Source organism: Trinickia dabaoshanensis (assembly GCF_002879885.1).
GTDB classification, from domain to species: domain Bacteria; phylum Pseudomonadota; class Gammaproteobacteria; order Burkholderiales; family Burkholderiaceae; genus Trinickia; species Trinickia dabaoshanensis.
Genome location: NZ_PNYA01000019.1, coordinates 1 through 15625 on the forward strand (window position 1 = coordinate 1; position 15625 = coordinate 15625).

A 15625-nucleotide genomic window follows, 5' to 3' on the forward strand; every position below is an offset into this window, starting at 1 on the left:
CTCTGGCGGCTCGGGTGGCGGACATGGCGGTCCGGGAGGCGGGTGCGGTTGCGGCGGAGGCGGCGGAAGCAGTGGTAGTAGCGGCGGCGGTAGCGGACACGGCTCGGGCGGCAGCGGCGGTTCGGGCGGTAGTAGCGGTGGAGGCTCGAGCGGTGGACACGGCGGCAACGGCTCCGGCAATGGCCACGGTGCGGGCGGCAATAATGGCGGTGCCTCGGGCGGCGGCCACGGGAACAGCGGCGCCGGAGGCAACGGATCGGGCAACGGCCACGGCTCCGGCGGGAACGGCTCAGGCGCAAACGGCAGCGGTGGTTCGGGCGGCGGTCACGGCCACTGAACAGCAAGACGTGCGGCGCGCGCCAAACGCGCGACGCACGTTGCACCGAGAGCGTGGCGGCCCTTTCACCGCAGCCACGCGTCCCACTCACCGCGCCGCCCTGGGTCGCTCGACGCAGCGGCGCGGGCCGCCCGAGTGCACCGTCTCAAAGATGCATCATCGTCGACCATTCGACCGACGCAAGATCGTTCGAAGCAGCGTCCCCCACCGCACCGACAACGCCCGCGATCACGCGCCCGGCAATCGACCGTATGCCTCCCGCACTCACAACATTTCGAGCGGCACCTTCTTGCGCGGCCGTTTGAACTCGCCGTCGATCGCCGCGAGTTCCTCGGCGGTCAGCGAAACATCGAGCGCCTGCCGATTCGAACGCACGTGCTCGACGCTACCGGCCTTGGGAATCGCGCACACTTGTGGCTGCGCCAGCACCCATGCCAGCGCGACTTGCACCGGCGACAGAGCGCGCTCACGCGCGACCACATCGAGCACCGATCGTTTCGGCAAGCGCATATGATCGATGGGGCTATACGCCATCGCGGGCATCCGGCGCGCCGCCATCCACGGCAGCAAATCGAATTCGGGTCCGCGCCGTGCCACGTTATAGAGAATTTGATTCGTGGCGCACGCTTGCCCGCCCGCGTCCATCAATTCGTCCATATCCGCGACGTCGAGGTTGCTCACGCCCCAGTGGCGTATCTTGCCGTCGCGCCGCAACGCCTCGAACCCCTCGATCGTCTCCTCGAGCGCGATACCGCCACGCCAATGCAGCAGATACAAATCGAGCCGATCGGTCTTCAACCGCCGCAAACTCGCCTCGCACGAAGCCGCCACCCCGCGCCTGCTCGCATTGTGCGGATAGACCTTGCTCACGAGGAACACTCGCTCGCGCAGCCCCGCGAGCGCTTCGGCCAGCAAAGTCTCGGTCGCCCCTTCCCCATACATTTCGGCCGTGTCGATCACGGTCATGCCGAGATCGATGCCGGCGCGCAATGCGTCGATTTCGGCGCCGCGCCGCTCGGCACGCTCGCCCATCTCCCATGTACCTTGCCCCAAGCGGGCGATGTGCTCGCCGTCGGGCAGCGTGACGAAAGCGTCGTCGCGCGTCATATCGGGCTCCTTTTCAACGATTGACGATGTTCACGAGTGTAGTCATCGCCGGCATTGTCCGCGCGCACATGACCCAAGCACCAGCCAAGCATGAGCCGATGACACGCATCACGAGGCGAGCTTCGAGGCCCGCCCACCGATAACCGGCCCTGAGGCCCGCGCGATGACTTAAAATTGCCGCTTGCCCTTCGCCGCGCATACTCCATGACCCAAGCTTCCTCGGAAGACCGCTGGCGCGATTTGCGCCCCGATCCCGATAACGACACGCCGCTTTACCTGCAGCTCGCGCGCAAGCTCGGCCAGGCGATCCACGAAAATCGTTGGAACGCCGGCGAAGCGCTGCCCTCGGAGCGCGTGCTGTCGGACGCCCTCGGCGTCTCGCGCATCACGGCCCGCAAGGCGATCGCCCTGCTCGTCGAACAAGGGCTCATCCGCCGCACGCAAGGCGCGGGCAGCTTCATCACCCCACGCTACGACGATCCGCTCTCGCGCCTATCGAGCTTCAGCGAGATGCTGCGCCGTCGAGGATTTACGCCGAGTTCGAAATGGATTTCGCAAGAAATCCAGCCCGCCAGCCGCGACGAAGTCATCCAGCTCGGTTTGTCGCCGGCCGCCGCCGTCACGCGGCTGAAGCGGCTACGGCTAGCCAATGGCATCGTCATGGCCGTCGAGAATTCGACACTACCCGCATCGGTCATACCCGATCCGCATGCGATCGGCGACTCTTTGTACAGCTATCTCGAGCAGCGTGGCCTCGGAATCGTCCGCGCGCTGCAGCATTTCCGCGCCGTCAACGCGAGCGAGGAAATCGCGCGCCAGATGGGCATCGCGACGCACGACGCGCTGCTGCTCATCACGCGCATCGGCTACACGGCCGATCAACGCGCGATCGAACTCACCGATACGTACTGCCGTAACGACTACTACGACTTCGTGGCAGAGCTTCGCAAGTAGCGCGGCACAAGCGAGCCATGCGCCGCGCATCGCGCAGGCCGGCGCCGCGCTACACGCCCCAACTCGCCCGATCGGTGCCGAGCGGGACAGGCGGACGGTCGAATCGCGCGGGCGTCGCCGACATCGCCTCGGCCGGCGCCACAGCCAGCACTTTGCCGAACGGCGAATCCATCGTCTGCATGAGGTCGCGCACGTCGCCCGGCCGTACATTCGGCGCGCGCCAGCCGTCGGCGATCGTCCCCAGCGATTGCAACCAGCGCCCGGTCTGCGCCAGCGACACGCGCACATGCCAGCTACCACCCTCGACGGCCCGTCGCTGCAACGCCACCATCGCACCGAACGCCGCGAGGTATCCCGTCGCATGATCGAGCGCCTGACAAGGCAAATGCTTAGGCGCCGCCGCGCCCGCCGCCTCGCGCTCGGTCCAGGCAATGCCGCTCGCGGATTGCACGAGACTGTCGAAGCCACGCCGCTGCGACCACGGGCCCGAGTATCCGTAAGCGCAGATGGAAACGTAGACGATTCCGGGCCTCGCGCGTGCCAGCGCCTCGGGCGAGAATCCGTGCGCCGCGAGCGCGCCGGGCCGATACCCCTGCAGGAACACGTCGGTGTCCCGAGCCAGGGCATGCAACACGGCTCGCTCGTCCTCGCGCCGTAGATCCAGCAGCGCGGAACGTTTGCCGCGACCGTTGTCGATGACGAGAGGTGCGATGTTCGGCAAGTGTGGCCCGTTGACGAGCAATACGTCCGCCCCATGCTGCGCAAGCGTACGCCCTGCCACCGGCCCTGCGATGATGCGGCTCAGGTCGAGCACGCGTACCCCTTCGAGCGGCCTCGTCGCAAACGAGCCGGCGCCGCCGATCGGCATGGGCGGCGCATCGCCCGCCTCGCCGCCGATCCGCTCGATTTCGAACAACGGACGGGCTGCGAGCGCGGCGGCTTGCGGCAGCGCCGCCCATTCCTCCGGGCTCCTGATCAATGCCGCGCAAAGCCCGGCATCGGCGAGCACCTGATCGAGCGCGGCGCCATCCCAGCCGCGAATCGCTTCGGCGACCGCGGCATGATCGTCGGCGCAGCCGAGCACCTTCACGACGCCTTGCCTGTGATGCGGGAAATTCGTATGGAGTTGAATCCATCGTCCGTCGCGCGTTTCGTAAAACCCCATCAACGGATCGCGCAGCTCGGGGGGCGGCCCTTCATCGATACGCAAATAACGTTCGCTTCGAAACACGGCAAGCGCACGCCGCTGCTCGAGCTCGACGCGCTGGCGCCGCCCCGTGCGCAATCGATAACATTCGGCGGCGGCCAGCGCTTGCGCGCCGATCGTCGCATTGGCGAGCGCGCCGACGCGGTAGACGGACGGCAGTCCGGGGTCCTCCCCGGCAAGCCGGATGTCTTCCAACGCAGCCGCGTCGCAACCGGCCAAGGACCACACGTATTGGAGTGCGCTAAACGCTGTCATGGTGCTAACCGAACGCAGTTGAGGTGTCGATGAGTCTAAAATCGAGGTCCATATCGATCAATCTCGATTCAAATAATCAACATATATCGATTTGTTGGGTTCTTCTCGCGACTTCAGATCATGTCGACTTACTTGACCGCCGCCGAAGCGGCCGCCGCCCTCGGCATCAGCCTCCCCACGCTGTACTCGTACGTGAGCCGGGGCGTGCTCAGTTCCGCACCGGAGAGCACCGGCAAGCGCAGGCTTTATGCCGCCGACGAAGTGCGACGGCTCGCGCGCCGCAAAGCGGACGGCAAGCGTGCGGGCAAGGTCGCGCAGAAGGTACTCGATTGGGGCGTACCGGTACTCGAATCGCGCATCACGTCGATTGCCGATGGCCGACTCCTTTATCGCGGACGCGACGCCATCGAACTCGCGCGCACCGCCACGCTAGAGGAAGCCGCCGCGTGGCTATGGGAATGCGATCAGAGCTGTTTCGATGCCGCGCCCGATGCACCGATCGCCTCATCGGCTTGGCAAACGTGGATCAAGCAGACGATCGCCAGCGCGCCGCACGAACGCGCGCTCGTCATGCTGCCCGCCGCGGCGGCGCATATGCCGCGTCTGTTCTCGACGGGCCGGCAGGCTCAGTTGGAGACCGCGCCGGCGCTGATGCGCGTGTTGGCCGCCGCGCTCGCGGCCGTACCCCTCTCGCGCGAACCGTTGCATCGACAGCTCGCCGCCGCTTGGGGCATTCGCCAGCGCAGGCACCTCGACTTGCTGCGCGCGGCGCTCGTCGTATGCGCCGATCACGAATTGAACGCGTCCACGTTCACCGTCCGATGTATCGCGTCCACGGGCATGCATCTGTTCGGCGCGGTCACCGGCGGGCTCGCGGCGCTGGCCGGGCCGCGCCACTGCGGCGAGACGATGCTCGTCACCGCCCTGTTTCACGAGGCGCGGGAAGCGGGCGATGTGGACCGCTATCTGGCCGCCAGGCTCGCGCGAACCGATGTCGTGCAACGCACCGTCTTGCCCGGCTTCGGTCATATGCTCTATCCGAGCGGTGACCCGCGCGCGGCGATCCTGCTCGAGATGCTGGCGCAGCAAGCTACGACTCGCGCCGAGCGTGAGACGCTCGGCCAAATCGATTCGATCGTGCGCGCCGCGTTCGACGCGACGGGGCTCGCCCCCACGGTGGACTTCGCCCTGTCCTCGCTCGAACGGGTCCTCGGTTTGCCGCAGGGCGCGGCGTTCTCGCTGTTCGCGCTCGGCCGGGCAGCAGGCTGGATCGCGCACGCCATGGAGCAGATCGACGACGGCCGGCTCATTCGGCCACGCGCACGCTACGTCGGCCCCGACGAACCGATGCGTTGATGCCTTGATACGCAGATGCGCTCCTGCGTGCGCGACGTGCATGCCGCCCGTCAAGCCGCCGCATGCCGCCAGCGCGTCGCGAAGCCGGTGGGCGCTACCCGCGCGGCCGCGGTTTTCGAACCGGCCGCCGGCAGCGCATTCCGGTCGAGCTGACCCCGGGCGCTTGCGTCGATGAGCGCCAAGCGCACATCCCCTCGCCCCGCGCCGATCCATGCCCGCGTCCCGGCGGGCAACAGAAAAGACTGGCCCGGATCGACCCAATAGTCTTCGGCATCGCCTTCGAACGTCAGCCACAGCGTGCCCTGCTGCACCTCGACGACGAGCGCGCGGCCCACGCGCCAGGACGCTGCGGGTTCGTCGTATCCCATCTCGAACGTTCGGATTTCGCGCATCGCCTACTCCTTCAAAATTGTTCCGTCTACGCATTATTGCGATGGCGCGACTACAATCACATGCACAGTACTGAACAGTTTTGTCCGAACTGTTCAGTTGAAATACCGAACAGTCGGAGCGTGTCGATGCAGATAAAAATCAGCCGCGAGAGCGCGGTGCCGATGACCGAGCAGATCGTCGCGGCCATGGAAGCGTGGATTCGCTCGCGCGAGGCGCATGCGGGCGCCAAATTGCCGTCGATCCGCCAACTTGCCCAAGACTGTGCCGTCAGCCGATTTCCGGTGATCGAGGCTTATGACCGGCTGGTGTCGCTGGGCCTCGTCGAGTCGCGCCACGGATCGGGGTTTTACGTCAGCGCAAGCGCGCACGCCGCCCTCGATCGCGCGGGTGCGTCGGACCCGCGCCGGGCCGAGGAGGAATCGAACTACATCCTCGCGCAGTTCAATCACCCCGGCGAAACGCTGAAGCTCGGCAGCGGGTTCATCCCCGAGGCATGGCGCGACATGGAGGGCATCTCGCAAGCCGTCCGGCACGTGGCGCGCACCGATCCCGGTTCGCTGATCGACTACGCTACGCCGCTCGGGAATCCCGCGTTGCGCGAACACCTGCAAGCGCGCATCGCCCCGCTCGGGATCTCCGCGGACGCCGCGCAAATCCTGATCACCCAGGGCGCGAGTCAGGCGATCGACCTGATCGTCCGGTATCTGCTGCGTGCCGGCGATACGATGTTCGTCGAAGACCCGGGCTACTACAACTTGTTCGGACTCCTAAAGTTGCACGGCATCAACGTGGTCGGCATTCCGCGCACGGCCACGGGCCCCGACATCGAGTTCCTGCAAGCGCAGTTGAAGCTGCATCGCCCGCGCGCGGTCTTCGTCAATACCGTGTTTCACAACCCCACGGGGACGATCGTGGCGCCCTCGGTCGCGTTCCGACTCCTGCAACTCGCGCACGAGTATGACTTCACGATCGTGGAAGACGATATCTACGCCGATTTCCAAGCCGATACGACCGACCGTCTCGCGGCGCTCGATCAGCTCGAGCGCGTCATCTACATCGGCGGGTTATCCAAAACGCTTTCCTCGTCGCTGCGCATCGGCTTCATTGCCGCGTGCCACAAGACCGTCAAAGCGCTGGGCGACATCAAGATGCTGACGAGCATCAGCGGATCGCAATTCGCGGAAGCGGTCGCATTGACGATGCTCGAGCGCGGCGCCTACCGAAAATTTCTCGAGCGGCTGCGCCGGCGCATGAGCGACGCGCTCGGTGCGACGGCGCGCACGCTCGAGGCAAACGGCTGGCAATTGTTCGCGCCGCCGGCGGGCGGCAAGTTCATCTGGGCCCGCGTGCCGCACATCGACGATTCGCAAACCTTGGTGGCGTGTGCGTCCGAGTGCGACGTCACGATCGCGACAGGGGCCTACTTTCGCCCGAATAGCGAGCCGAGCCCTTGGATTCGGGTCAACGCCGCTTACGCGCAGGACCCACGTGCTCAGGCGTTTTTCGTGCGAGCGGGACAACTGGAGCCGGTCTCGGCCACCGCGCCCGCCGAGCGAGCGATCGCCTCTTGAGGCCGGCGCGCGATGCACCTGTCATGAGAGCGCGCCCCGTCCCGGTGCCGCGCCAGCAGCGGCTCAGCACCAGGGCTGTGCGCGAATACGCCTCGCGAGGAGCAACGCCAAGCGTTTTGACATCGCGCATAGAACTTGCTCTCGTATGCTGTACAGTTCGTAGTTGACGCCCCGCGTCGTCGCGCGCAAGCGCCCGTTTTCACCCCGTCGATTTCCCCATGAGCATGATCGATCTCGATCCTCCCGGCTTTCAGCCGCCTCGTCCCGTCGCGGACGACGCGGGTAGCCGCCGCACCGTCGTCTATGGCGGCTACACCGTGTTCAGCGTGTTCCAGCCGGTCTTTTCGGTCTCGCATCGACGGGCGATCGGCTATCACGCCTCGCTACGCGCCCACGACGACGAAGGGCGGCAGGTGCCTTCGCGCGACGTGTTCGCGCAAGCGGCGCGGCGCGGAGATCTGCTCGAGCTCGGGCGGCTCGCCGAATCGCTGCATCTGGGCAATTTCAGCGCGATCGACGGTCACGACGAGTGGCTCTTCTTGAGCCTGCATCCGGCGGCGCTGATGGATACGAGCTACGGCGATGCACTGCTCGCGAATCTGAAGTCGCTCGGGCTGCCGCCGCAGCGCGTGGTGCTCGAGGTTCCGGAGCAAGCGGGCGGCGAAACGGGCCGCTTCGCGGAGATCGTCGACGGCTTGCGCAAATCGGGTTTTTTGATCGCGCTAGGCGGATTCGGGGCGAAGCACTCGAACATCGATCGCGTCTGGCATTTGCATCCGGACATCGTTTCGCTCGATCGCGGCATCCTCGCGCAAGCAAGCGAGCACTCACATTTCGAGCGCGTGTTGCCTCAACTCGTTTCGCTGCTCCATGAATCGGGGCAACTCGTGCTCATGGGCGGCCTGGCGACCGAGCGCGACGCGCTGATCGCGCTCGAATGCAACGTGGATTTCGTGCAAGGCAGCTTTTTCGCCGAGCCGAGCGCCGAACCGGTCGAACCACAAGCCGCGGCCGGGCTCATCGACGGGCTGTCGGCGGCATTGCGCAAGCGCATCGCCGCCCGCGAGCGTGCGCAGACGGAGCGCCTGGAGCCTTACGTGAAGTCGCTCGAGCAAGCGTGCGAGCAGTTCGTGTCCGGCAAGCCCGTGGTGGCCGCTTGCGACGCGCTGCTGGCGCTACCGGATACCGCACGCTGCTTCGTGCTCGACGCCGAGGGCCGGCAGATCGGCGATAACGTCGTGCCGAACGGGCGCGTGTCGCGACGCGCGAAGCGCTTTCGGCCGCTGCTGCATTCGGAAGGGGCGAACTGGGCGCATCGTCCGTACTTCACGGAAGCCGTTCGGGCACCCGGGCCCGTGCATGTGACGGCGCCGTACCTCTCGCTGAACGAAGCGCATCTGTGCGTCACGGCATCGATCGCGGCGCAAACGCCCCAAGGGCTGCAGGTGCTGTGCGTCGATATCGATTGGGAAGCGGCGTCGAGCCGCAGATAAGAGAGAAGAGAGGGATAAAACGCGCGTCAGGCCATGCATTGCGTCGCAAGCGACGATCGGCCGGCGATGCGCGTGATCAATTCGGCGATCGCTTGCGAACCGAAGCGCCGGTTGAGCGCGTCCACGTCGGGCCCGCTCGTCACGAGCATGAATTCGCCCCTCCAACGGCCCGTGCGTGCGCGCATCCACGTGAAGCGAACGAGACCGACCACTTCACAGGCGCGCACGAGCGCGAACGCGCCCCCCCAATCCGACGGCAACGCATAGACCTCGACCGAAGCGCCCTCGCTTTGCCCCACCACCCGTTCGACGGCCGAACGCGCCGTGCCCACGGCGGCCGCGCGTGCGCCCGCCTGATTCGCGCCGGCAGCGATGGTCATCGGATTAACGGCAAACAAGCGCAAGGCGCCGGCGGCATCGGCCTCGTGAATGACGTCGCGCAGGCGCCGGGCGCTACCCGCACCCGATTGCGCGGCCTCGATGCGATCGCGCGATGCCGCGCCGGCCAGACGCTGCCGGGCCCGGTGCGCCAATTGACGGCAATGCGCGGCCGTCTTGCCGACGACCTCGCCGATTTGCGCGTAGTCGTAGTCGAACGCTTCGTGCAGCACGAACGCCGCGCGCTCGTCCGGCGAGAGCCGCTCGATCATCAGCGCGACGGCCTCCGATACTGACGCCGCGCGCAATGCCTCGTCCTCGGCGGAGGGGACCCACTCATCGAGCCAAGGCTGCAATAGCCAATCGTTCGCGCGCGCCGTCTGTTCGGATTGCAGACGCCGGATGCGGTCGATCGCCAGGCGGGTGGTCACCGTGGTGAGCCAGGCGAGCGGCGTACGCAGCTCTTCCGCCGCTGCCGCGTGCCATTTCAGCCATGCGTCTTGCACGACGTCCTCGGCTTCGGCACGGCTGCCGAGCATGCGATAAGCGATCGATATGAGCCGCGCACGGGCGGCCTCGAAACCCGATGTTTTCTCTATTTCTTCTTGTTTCATTGAATTGGCTCCTAAAGTCGAGCTTTCGGCGCGCGGTGCGCCTGCCTCATATTGACGTTCGAGCATGCTCCGATGTGACGCCCCTGCGGATGTTTTTTTCCGTAGGACGGCTCGCGCGGGCGTTTCGCCGGCCGAACGTCACACTATCGGCGGGCCGTGCGTCATGACAGCAAAGACCGCTTGCGAAGCGTATCCTCGCTAAGCGGACATCGTCGATTCTCACCCGAGGAGCGCCATGCCTTCCCATCCATCGAGTCAACTCGTGCCGACCGTCATCGAGCAATCGGGCCGGGGCGAGCGCGCCTACGACATCTATTCCCGGCTGCTGCGCGAGCGGATCGTCTTTCTCGTCGGTCCCGTCACCGACGACACGGCGAGCTTGATCGTCGCGCAGATGCTGTTTCTCGAGTCCGAGAACCCTGACAAGGATATTTTCTTTTACATCAATTCGCCGGGCGGCTCGGTGTACGACGGCTTTGCCATCTACGACACGATGCAGTTCATCAAGCCGCAAGTCTCGACGTTGTGCACGGGATTCGCGGCGAGCATGGGTTCGTTTCTACTCGCCGCCGGCGCGAAGGGCAAACGCTTCGCGCTACCGAATGCGCGCATCATGATTCACCAGCCGTCGGGCGGCAATCAAGGCACGGCCGCCGACATCGAGATTCAGGCGAAAGAGGTGCTGTTTTTGCGCGAGCGGCTCAACGGCATACTGGCGGAGCGTACGGGTCAGTCGATCGAGCAGATCGCCAAGGATACCGACCGCGACAATTTCATGTCGGCAATCGCGGCAAAAGAGTATGGGCTGATCGACGATGTACTCGCCGATCGGGTCTCGCTCGCGGACTTTGCGAGGCGCACGACGCTCTAATATGGGAACGGCGCCCTGCGATGGCGCCGCTCCACGAAAAAAAAGCTCTCCGGTGAGAAGAGCCTTCTTGTTGCAAGGGCGCTCTTTGCGGCGCCCTTGCCTTCGTGCAACCGTAACTTACGCGAAGTTCTTCGCGGCGAAATCCCAGTTCACGAGGTTCCAGTACGCCTCGACGAACTTCGGACGCGCGTTGCGGTAATCGATGTAGTACGCGTGTTCCCACACGTCGATCGTCAGCAGCGCCTTGGCATCGGTCGTCAGCGGCGTCGCGGCGTTGCTCGTCGACACGATGTCGAGCGAGCCGTCGGCCTTTTTCACGAGCCACGTCCAGCCCGAACCGAAGTTGCCCACGGCGGCCTTCGAGAACGCTTCCTTGAACGCGTCGAAGGAGCCCCACTTCGCGTTGATCGCGTCGCCCAGCGCACCGCTCGGCGCGCCGCCGCCTTGCGGCTTCAGGCAGTTCCAGAAGAACGTATGGTTCCACACTTGCGCGGAGTTGTTGAAAACACCGCCCGACGACTTCTTGATGATCTCTTCGAGCGACAGGTTTTCGAACTCGGTGCCCTTGATCAAGTTGTTCAAGTTCGTCACGTAGGCTTGATGGTGCTTGCCATAGTGAAACTCGAGCGTTTCCTCCGACATATGCGGAGCGAGCGCGTTCTTCGCGTACGGCAGCGGCGGGAGCGTATGTTCCATGGTGCTGTTCCTTCTGTGTTATGGGGAAGTAGGCGGCTAACGCTTTGGAGCATTGGATTGTAGGCGAGTTGGAATAACCCCGCAAACGAGCGGCCTTTATGGGCAGCATTGACCGTCAGCCGCCGTAATCAGCGTAAAAAATGCTCTCGCAAGACGCATTTCGTCGCATAGATGGAGGCAAATGACGGACATCCGCCCCCAAATCGCCGCATCTGAGGGCAAGCCCATCCGTTCGGCACGCGGCAAAGCGGGCGGGCGGCCTTTAAAAGTCGCCGGTCAATCGAGCTTGCACATCCTTGAGCGTGACGTCGACCGAGCCCTCGGCCACATGCACGGTCAGCCGTTTATCGCGCTTCAAAGTCGACGGCGATCGCACCGCGCGCCCCGTTTGCGTATCGATGAGTGCCGCGTAGCCGCGCTCGAACGTCCGTTGAGGGCTCAGCAGTTCGAGCCGGGCCTTAAGCGTCGCCACCTGCGCGCAGCGGCGCTCGCGCTGCCGCTCCACGCCGACGGCGAGCCGCCGCGACAGCCCCGCCAGCGCGGCGCGCGGGGCGGCGAGATCGGGCCGCCAGCGCTGCCACGAAAGGCGCACGAGCGCAAAACGCGCCTGCGCGTCGCGCAACGGACGCCCGCCCGCCGAGGCCAGTCGCGCCTGCAATTGCTGAAGATGCGAGCGTTGCCGGCGCAAACGCTCGGCAGGACTCACGAGCCTGCGTGCAAGCCAGTCGAGCTGCTGCGCCCGCCGCTCCATGAGCCGCCCGAATCCACGCGCGAGCGCGGCGGTGCGATGGTCCAACTCGCGCAACAGCATCGTGCGTTGCGGGCTCACGAGTTCGGCGGCGCCCGTGGGCGTGGGCGCCCGCACATCGGCCGCGAAATCGGCGATCGTGAAATCCGTCTCGTGCCCGACGCCGCTCACCACCGGCAACTCGCTCCCCGCAATCGCACGCGCGAGCCGCTCCTCGTTGAACGACCACAGATCTTCGATCGAACCGCCGCCGCGGCAAACGATCAGCACGTCGACCTCGCGACGCGCGTTCGCGGTCTCGACCATCGCGGCAAGCTTCTCGCTGGCCCCCGCGCCTTGCACGGGCGCGGGATAGACGATGACCGCCACGTGCGGCGCACGGCGCGCGAGCGTCGTGAGGACATCGCGCAGCGCCGCGGCTTGCAGCGATGTGACGATGCCGATCGTTCGCGGATGCGAAGGCAAAGGCCGCTTGCGCTCGGCGGCAAACAACCCCTCCGCCTCGAGTTGCGCCTTCAGCTTGAGGAACTGCTCGTACAGGCGCCCCGTGCCGGTACGGCGCACGGCCTCCACGTTCAATTGCAGCTCGCCGCGCGGCTCGTACATCGTCACGAGCGCACGCACCTCGATCTTGTCGCCCTCGCGCGGCGTGAATTCCGCGTACTGGGCACGGCCGCGGAACATGACACAGCGCATCTGCGCGCCCGCGTCCTTGATCGAGAAATACCAATGCCCGCTCGCGGCGCGCGTGAAATTCGACACTTCGCCCGCCACCCAAACGAGCGGAAACGAGCGCTCGAGCATCGTGCCGATGGCGCGATTGAGCACGGAAACGGGCACGGCCACATCGGCTTCGAAAGCGGCGGCGGGGAGCGGCGCGGACGAGCCGCCGGGCGGAAATGGAGGGCGAGATTGCATGCAAAACCTTTTTCGGACCGGTCAGGACAATAGACCGCGCGGCGCCGCCCGTCCAGTGCTCCGTCATGTCATGCAAGGTTTCCCACATAGCGAAGCGCCACCGGCGATGGCCGAGAACACCGAAGCGGGCTCGCGGAGCGCGCGATGAAACATCGCAAGTCATTGATTTTTATCGACTATTTTTACGCCATCGAATGGACTTGGCCGATAAGAAGTCCGATTTATCGGCCTCTGCGGTCGCGGCGATGGAAGTTCTTCACAGAGTTATCCACAGACGGGGAAGCCGCTCACCGTCCCGCACCGGCCAAGATCGATCGCAAGGCGCGCTTGCGGCGGGCTCGGGGGGCGCGCTACAGTGCCGGGTCCCGCCATAACCCGAGGCCCCGCCCGCCCGATGAACCGCATGGCCGACCGATTCAAAGCACGCGCCGAAGCCTATGTCACTCGCGAATGGCAACGTCGCGGCGCATTCGCTTGGTGCATGATCCCCCTTGCCTGCGTATTCGGTGCAATCGCCGCGATCCGGCGCGCCACCTTCGCGCTCGGCTGGCGCGAACGGGTCAACGTGGGCGTGCCGATCGTCGTCGTGGGCAACGTAACGGTAGGCGGCACCGGCAAAACCCCCACGGTCATTGCCCTCGTCGAAGCGCTGCGCGCGGCGGGCTTCACCCCCGGCGTGGTTTCGCGCGGCTATGGCGGCAAAGGCGCCGAGCCGCGCCCCGTCACCGCGGCTTCGTCCGCGAAGCAAGTGGGCGACGAACCGGTGCTCATCGCACGGCGCACGAGCGCGCCCGTTTGGGTCGCACGCGACCGCGTGGCCTGCGCGAAGGCGCTGCGTGCCGCGCACGTCGACGTGGACGTGATCGTCAGCGACGACGGCTTGCAGCACTACCGCCTGGCGCGCGACGTCGAGCTCGTGCTCTTCGATCAGCGCTTGGCGGGGAACGGCTTCTTGTTGCCCGCCGGGCCGCTGCGCGAGCCGCTCTCGCGCAGGCGCGACGCCACGCTCGTGAACAACCCGTTCGAGCGCACGCTGCCGCCGTGGCCCGATACATTCGCACTCTCGCTGACACCCGGCGACGCATGGCATGTCGGCGATCCGAGCCTGCGGCGCCCACTATCGCAATTCGCCGGCGAGCGCGTGCTGGCCGCCGCGGGCATCGGCGCGCCCGAGCGCTTTTTCGCGACGCTGCGCGCGGCCGGGCTTGCCCCGGCCACGCGGGCGCTGCCCGATCATTACGCGTTCGACGACAACCCGTTCGCGGACGAGCGCGTCGACACGATCTTGGTGACCGAGAAGGATGCAGTAAAATTGAACGCTTGGCGTGACGCTCGCATCTGGGTGGTCCCGGTCGAAGCCACGCTCCCTGCTCGCCTCATCGATTTGGTTGTGGAGAAACTCCGTGGACGCTCGCCTGCTTGAAATTCTCGTTTGCCCGATTTGCAAGGGGCCGCTCACCTATGACCGCGGCCAGCAAGAACTGATCTGCCAGGCCGATAAGCTGGCCTACCCGATTCGCGACGGCATCCCCGTCATGCTCGTCGACGAAGCGCGCCAAACCGTGGAAGGCACCCTCGTCGATCCGGCCGGCGGCGCCTGAAGCCCCCTCGCCGCCCAACGCCTCACGTATCCGCACTTTTTCCGCACCTCGATGACCGCCAACGCCCGTCTCGACACGCCGCCTTTCGTCGCGGTCGTCCCCGCACGTCTCGCTTCCACGCGTTTGCCTGAAAAGCCGCTCGCCGACATCGCGGGCAAGCCGATGGTCGTGCGCGTGGCCGAACGCGCGCGCGAAGCGGGCGCGCAACGCGTATTGATTGCAACCGACGATGCGCGCGTCCTTCAAGCCGTCGAAGCCCACGGGTTCGACGCGCTGCTCACGCGCGCCGATCATCCCTCGGGCACGGACCGTCTCGCCGAAGTGGCCACGCGGCTCGCGCTGCCCGACGACACGATCGTCGTCAACGTGCAGGGCGACGAGCCGCTGATCGACCCCGCGCTCGTACGCGACGTTGTGTCGCACCTGGCCGCTCACCCCGATTGCGCCATCGCGACCGCCGCTCATCCGATCGTCGATGCGGCCGAGGTCTTCAATCCGAACGTCGTCAAAGTCGTGCTCGATGCGCGCGGCGTCGCGCTCTACTTCTCGCGCGCGCCGATTCCTTGGCAACGCGACGCCTACGCGCCGCAATGCGGCGCGCGAACGATCGACGTCGCGGCGATGCCCGCGCCGGCGGCCGGCGCGGTGCTCCGTCACATCGGGCTGTACGCTTACCGCGCGCGTTTTCTGCGCACGTATCCCACGCTGGCTCAGGCGCCGATCGAGCACGCCGAGATGCTCGAGCAATTGCGCGCGATGTGGCACGGCGAGCGCATCGCGGTGCGGGTCACGCGCGAGGCGCCGGCGCCCGGCGTCGACACGCTGGCCGACCTAGAGCGCGTGCGCACACTTTTCCTGTCGAAGACCTAACCTTTTCCGGTCGAAGCCCTAACGACCCATGGCATAATCAGGGCCGATTGCGCGAGCATTTCGCACTATTCGCTTCCGATTCCCGTTCGTTTCGCTCGATCGCCCACCGGCGTCCGACCGCGTCGTACCGAACGATGCGGCCCGCCCAACGCGTGTGGCCGAGCGCCTTTGCGCCGCTCGCGACGCAACGGATGGAAGCGTGTGCCATCGGCATCTCGATTGTGCGTTTTAGCTTTGCGCCGCAGCATTCACATTC

General features: G+C 66.0%; 15 protein-coding genes. 9 read left to right on the forward strand and 6 right to left on the reverse strand.

Annotated features, from left to right (window positions below; translation table 11 throughout):
- Window positions 1–337 (forward strand): hypothetical protein (locus C0Z18_RS33555; RefSeq protein ID WP_233217401.1); only part of this gene is annotated, 337 nt, incomplete at its 5' end.
- A gap of 264 nt (window positions 338–601) precedes the next feature.
- Here C0Z18_RS33555 and C0Z18_RS19895 read toward each other — a convergent pair.
- Entirely contained in the window at window positions 602–1444 is an 843-nt protein-coding gene (locus C0Z18_RS19895; protein ID WP_102647154.1) for an aldo/keto reductase, read from the reverse strand.
- 204 nt (window positions 1445–1648) lie between these two features.
- On the opposite strand from C0Z18_RS19895, the gene C0Z18_RS19900 reads away from it, so the two are divergent.
- A complete protein-coding gene (locus C0Z18_RS19900; protein ID WP_102647155.1) occupies window positions 1649–2398 on the forward strand; it encodes a GntR family transcriptional regulator in 750 nt (249 codons plus the stop codon).
- 49 nt (window positions 2399–2447) lie between these two features.
- Here C0Z18_RS19900 and C0Z18_RS19905 read toward each other — a convergent pair whose 3' ends face one another.
- On the reverse strand, window positions 2448–3860 hold the full coding sequence (locus C0Z18_RS19905) for a CoA transferase (protein WP_102647156.1): 1413 nt from the start codon (window positions 3858–3860) through the stop codon (window positions 2448–2450).
- 120 nt (window positions 3861–3980) lie between these two features.
- Between C0Z18_RS19905 and C0Z18_RS19910 the strand changes: the two genes are divergently transcribed.
- On the forward strand, window positions 3981–5216 hold the full coding sequence (locus tag C0Z18_RS19910; RefSeq protein ID WP_102647157.1) for a citrate synthase: 1236 nt from the start codon (window positions 3981–3983) through the stop codon (window positions 5214–5216).
- A gap of 50 nt (window positions 5217–5266) precedes the next feature.
- Here C0Z18_RS19910 and C0Z18_RS19915 read toward each other — a convergent pair whose 3' ends face one another.
- Window positions 5267–5608 carry a DUF2917 domain-containing protein gene (locus tag C0Z18_RS19915; RefSeq protein WP_102647158.1) on the reverse strand — a complete coding sequence of 114 codons (342 nt, stop codon included), beginning with the start codon at window positions 5606–5608 and terminating at the stop codon, window positions 5267–5269.
- Between the two features lie 120 nt (window positions 5609–5728).
- On the opposite strand from C0Z18_RS19915, the gene C0Z18_RS19920 reads away from it, so the two are divergent.
- On the forward strand, window positions 5729–7180 hold the full coding sequence (locus C0Z18_RS19920; protein WP_102647159.1) for an aminotransferase-like domain-containing protein: 1452 nt from the start codon (window positions 5729–5731) through the stop codon (window positions 7178–7180).
- 218 nt (window positions 7181–7398) lie between these two features.
- Window positions 7399–8673, forward strand: a complete 1275-nt coding sequence (locus tag C0Z18_RS19925) for a sensor domain-containing phosphodiesterase (RefSeq protein ID WP_102647160.1) — start codon at window positions 7399–7401, stop codon at window positions 8671–8673.
- Window positions 8674–8699: 26 nt separating this feature from the next.
- On the opposite strand, the gene C0Z18_RS33240 is transcribed toward C0Z18_RS19925, so the two are convergent.
- A complete protein-coding gene (locus C0Z18_RS33240; protein WP_102647161.1) occupies window positions 8700–9665 on the reverse strand; it encodes a sigma-70 family RNA polymerase sigma factor in 966 nt (321 codons plus the stop codon).
- A gap of 235 nt (window positions 9666–9900) precedes the next feature.
- Here C0Z18_RS33240 and clpP point away from each other — a divergent pair, with 235 nt between their 5' ends.
- Window positions 9901–10536 carry an ATP-dependent Clp endopeptidase proteolytic subunit ClpP gene (clpP, locus tag C0Z18_RS19935; RefSeq protein ID WP_102647162.1) on the forward strand — a complete coding sequence of 212 codons (636 nt, stop codon included), beginning with the start codon at window positions 9901–9903 and terminating at the stop codon, window positions 10534–10536.
- Window positions 10537–10653: 117 nt separating this feature from the next.
- On the opposite strand, the gene sodB is transcribed toward clpP, so the two are convergent.
- Together sodB and xseA are read right to left on the reverse strand one after the other, a co-directional pair.
- Window positions 10654–11232 carry a superoxide dismutase [Fe] gene (gene sodB, locus C0Z18_RS19940; RefSeq protein WP_102647163.1) on the reverse strand — a complete coding sequence of 193 codons (579 nt, stop codon included), beginning with the start codon at window positions 11230–11232 and terminating at the stop codon, window positions 10654–10656.
- A 262-nt stretch (window positions 11233–11494) separates the two neighbouring features.
- Window positions 11495–12898 (reverse strand): exodeoxyribonuclease VII large subunit, encoded by a 1404-nt coding sequence (gene xseA / locus C0Z18_RS19945; protein WP_102647164.1) that lies wholly within the window; start codon window positions 12896–12898, stop codon window positions 11495–11497.
- 403 nt (window positions 12899–13301) lie between these two features.
- Here xseA and lpxK point away from each other — a divergent pair, with 403 nt between their 5' ends.
- The 3 genes from lpxK to kdsB are packed head-to-tail and all read left to right on the forward strand — an operon-like array spanning window position 13302 to window position 15369.
- A complete protein-coding gene (gene lpxK, locus C0Z18_RS19950; protein ID WP_102647284.1) occupies window positions 13302–14321 on the forward strand; it encodes a tetraacyldisaccharide 4'-kinase in 1020 nt (339 codons plus the stop codon).
- A complete protein-coding gene (locus tag C0Z18_RS19955; protein WP_102647165.1) occupies window positions 14302–14499 on the forward strand; it encodes a Trm112 family protein in 198 nt (65 codons plus the stop codon). Before lpxK ends, C0Z18_RS19955 begins: the two co-directional genes overlap by 20 nt.
- A 51-nt stretch (window positions 14500–14550) precedes the next feature.
- Window positions 14551–15369, forward strand: a complete 819-nt coding sequence (gene kdsB / locus C0Z18_RS19960; protein ID WP_102647166.1) for a 3-deoxy-manno-octulosonate cytidylyltransferase — start codon at window positions 14551–14553, stop codon at window positions 15367–15369.
- The last annotated feature ends 256 nt before the right edge of the window (window positions 15370–15625 follow it).